The following is a 3610-nucleotide window of genomic DNA, read 5'->3' on the forward strand; positions in this document are numbered from 1 at the left end:
TGTACCGAAGGAACAACTGTCGAATCGCACGTTCATCGCTCGAAAGGGAGAAGGTTTTCTGCTAATGTACCATTGGTATGAAGACGGGACCATAGGAAAGAGTTTTTCGTTGGGAACGTTATATGCCGATGATGGTTTTCGTCAAATTACTCTTACACTTTTTGAACAACAACAAGATGGTAAGTCTAGTTATTGGAGTGGTAAAGACGGTCTGATGCTTACAGCCCCAGCGAAGGACCGAACGGAGGCGTTACGTTTAGCTAACAAATTAATGGCGAATTTATTAAAAGGACTTCAACCATTGAACTAAACGGAGAACTATAGCTCAACAGGACGTTACGGCAGCCGGCTTTACAATTGGCTGCCGTTGTTCGTTGAAGTAACTGGCAGGATAGTTGAACAAAATTGTAGTATTAGTAATTAGAAAAACAGAAATCGAATACATTGTTGTTTTAGGTTTATTATTGGGGGAAGCAATGCTCGGTGATTCTAATAAGGTTAGAGGGAGTCGATATGAATAGAAAAGTTAGTTACATCTTTTTTGCTGTATTAATTACTGTTTTGTCGGTTTATTTTTTTAAGCATTACTCAAAGCAAGAAAAATCTAATCATAATACAGCAGTCAACGAAAAAGTAGTTCAAGTCAAAAGCTTTAGCGTGAATTCCGAATCTACAGAATTGCAGACATCGGTAAAAGGAACGTTATTTATCAAAAGTGATAAAGATGTGGCTGAACATATACAAATTGTTGCATCAATAAAGATCGACCCTAAAGATTGGGGTGGCATTGGTTTCTATATCCCTGACAAATGGTATATATCCAATATACAAAGCAGTTATCCCGAAAACAAATCTAAAATTAAACTTTCGGATTATGTTTCGACATGGACTCCTACGGAAAAGAACTATAAATGGAGTGGTATAGTAGAAGTTGGAAGAGCGCACAATTTTATCTCCACGGGAGGCGGTACAGGATTTGTTGTAATTGACTTAATGCCTAAAAAAGCATTAAATCGATCGGAGAAATTCAGCATATTAGTTGCCGTCGGCTCCGATGAGAAAAATGGTAATAAGATTCTTGGTCCTGATTATATTGAAATACCTATATCAATTACCCCAAGCAAATAATTGTTTACGCTAGCTGGGAACGTTAGTTGAATAAGCGACGAACATGAAGCTGTCGGTGCTGACCGGCAGCTTCATTACGTTAACAGGCAGGATTGTTTAGAACTCTTAAATGGAATTTATGGTAAAATCATCTGTAATGCGATGCTGCCCCATGGGAGGGAATATGGGTGATAAAGAAAAGTAGAATTATTTTAGCGATAATCGTTATCGGAATTTCAAGTTATAGCCTTCTGAATAAGAAATTTGAATTGATGCCGTATTTAATGTTATTTCTAGCATTATTTATGATGGTGGCAGGATTAGAAGAGTTGCAAAAGAAAGATAAGAGATTTTTAGGTTATATGAGCATTATTGCTTCTTTTTTTGTTATATTTGTTTCAATACAAGGTTTCATATTGAAGTAATGAGGAACTAAAGCACAACAGGACGTTACGGCAGCCGGCTCCACAATTGGCTGCCGTTGTTCGTTGAAGTAACGGGCAGTTTATCTGGGTAAATGTTACAATAAGATAAGAAAAAAGTAATCAAACCACTGGAGGTATGAATGGTTCTTTTAATAGTTATTGTATTGGTAATTGGTCTGGCTGGCATGATTGGGAATCAATATTCGATGTTAAGGAAAATGGATAAAATTGAAGAAACTCTTCGTGAGATAAGAGATAAAAAATAAGCAAACATTGTTACGAAGGGGAACGAAAGTTCCACCACTATAGATGTTTCCACTCATGAATGACATTTAGGAGGGAGTTAAATGTCAGATCGGATAACTATGAGTATATTTTTTTTGATTGTATTTGGAGGGTTTGGTCTGCTAAACATTCTTTTTACTGAGTTTATGATTTCAACAACATCAAGTTTCACAAATCAAAAGAGAGCAACAAAAGCAATGATAAAACGATTTAAAATAAGCGGATATGTTACCGTAACATTTTCGATAATAATGGTAATAGTTACGTGCTTGGGAGGACTTAAAGGAATTTAGAATATAAATTGAAACCATTTTGGAATGAGTAACTGGTGTCCAGTCACGATATCTTGGGAGTTATTAGGATTGAACTAACGGGAGACGTTAGTTGAATACATCATGGAGTAGATTGCGATCAGCCAGCTGCTCTAATTTCATTAAGCTAAATGGCAGTTTAGTACAATAGATTCTTCTTTCTGTATTTGCAACTTACCTCCATCGCCAAACGTCATAACTGTTGTAGAGGGGGATAATTATGAAAAAAATTATGATAACACTTTTAGCAATGTGCTTCATTATTACAGGGTGCATGGATAACGAGAGTCCGATTACAGAAAACACAAATGTTGAAGAAAAAGAAAACAATTTATTAATGGAGGATGTCACCCAATCATTGAAAGCACAGGGTGTCGAGTTATTTTCTATTGGGCAACTCGATGATGAATTTGCAGTATTAAACGATGTGAAACCGCATGCGTTTACGATAGGAAACCCATTGGAAGATGTGGCCAAGCTAGAGAACATCTATATCTATATTTTCGATTCGGAACAAGCTCGTATGAATGGACTTGCTACGTTTAAACAGCACCTCGAAACCGCTAAATTAGCGGCATTTCCATGGTATTATGAGCAAAAAAATGTGTTGGTAATTTATTTCAGCAATGAAAAAAAACTTTCGAAGTTTGGTAATGTAATTCAAACTGCACTTCATGATTTATAAATTAAGATATAAATCAATGTCATTAATGTTTAGACTCGCATTGCGACGAGGAACGATAGATCAACAACATAAAGTGAGCAGTCCGCCGCGGCCCTGCTCACTTTTTTCATTAAACTAACGGGCAGGTTAACGCAACAAATGGTATATAAGCGACGTCTATTTATTCTAGGTTGAAAGTTTATTGGTTGGAGATGATTCTGGCATGAATAAAGTATTAGTTTTTTTCATATTTAACTTGTTTATAATTTCAGGTTGTTCAATTTTTCAAGAATCCGATAAGAGTACTTCGATTTCAATACAAAAAGTTGGGGAGGTGCTAATGGTAGATCATACTCCTTCTTTACCGGATAAATGGGAGATAAATTCTGTTGAAAAATACGATGATGGATTTGTAAATCCTTCAGTTACTATTAAGTACTCAAATGGGGTTACCATAACTTTATCAAAAAGTAAGTGGGACTTATCTAAGGAGTTCAAAAACAATAAATCAGTAAGGTTGGGTAATAAGCAAATGCTGCGTTATTATAATGCTAAAGAAGATGCTTATGTTTTTGAATTAGCGAGTATCAATTATGCGGTCAAATCACCGAATCATCTGAGAGTTGAAACTGAAAAAGCGATTGCTGATTTATTGTAGGCGACACACTATTAAGCTCCCTCGAAATGATTCAATTTCCTCACTCAGACTCATGAATTCGCAGGAGTTCATCCTGTAGTTAAATTGAAGAAAAGGATGATGGGAGAGCCGGTAGCTGGGAGATGGGGAAAAAGGCATGCGTAAATAAAGGGTGGATAGG

At 36.2% G+C, this 3610-nt stretch carries 6 protein-coding genes; all 6 read left to right on the forward strand.

The annotated features are described in order from the left end of the window. The coding region (locus AC1DF0_RS31835; protein WP_477577544.1) for a hypothetical protein at window positions 1-310 on the forward strand (310 nt) is incomplete at its 5' end. Between the two features lie 203 nt (window positions 311-513). Next, entirely contained in the window at window positions 514-1128 is a 615-nt protein-coding gene (locus AC1DF0_RS31840; RefSeq protein WP_442053564.1) for a hypothetical protein, read from the forward strand. Window positions 1129-1295: 167 nt separating this feature from the next. Then, window positions 1296-1532: a DUF3953 domain-containing protein gene (locus tag AC1DF0_RS31845; protein ID WP_477577546.1), complete on the forward strand. Its 237-nt coding sequence runs from the start codon at window positions 1296-1298 to the stop codon at window positions 1530-1532. Window positions 1533-1879: 347 nt separating this feature from the next. Then, window positions 1880-2110: a hypothetical protein gene (locus tag AC1DF0_RS31850; protein ID WP_477577548.1), complete on the forward strand. Its 231-nt coding sequence runs from the start codon at window positions 1880-1882 to the stop codon at window positions 2108-2110. Window positions 2111-2348: 238 nt separating this feature from the next. Then, complete coding sequence (locus AC1DF0_RS31855) at window positions 2349-2813, forward strand: hypothetical protein (protein ID WP_477577550.1); 465 nt, start codon at window positions 2349-2351, stop codon at window positions 2811-2813. Between the two features lie 202 nt (window positions 2814-3015). Continuing rightward, window positions 3016-3450, forward strand: a complete 435-nt coding sequence (locus AC1DF0_RS31860) for a hypothetical protein (protein ID WP_477577552.1) — start codon at window positions 3016-3018, stop codon at window positions 3448-3450. Window positions 3451-3610: the final 160 nt, after the last annotated feature.

Source organism: Paenibacillus sp. 05T425, assembly GCF_056396205.1.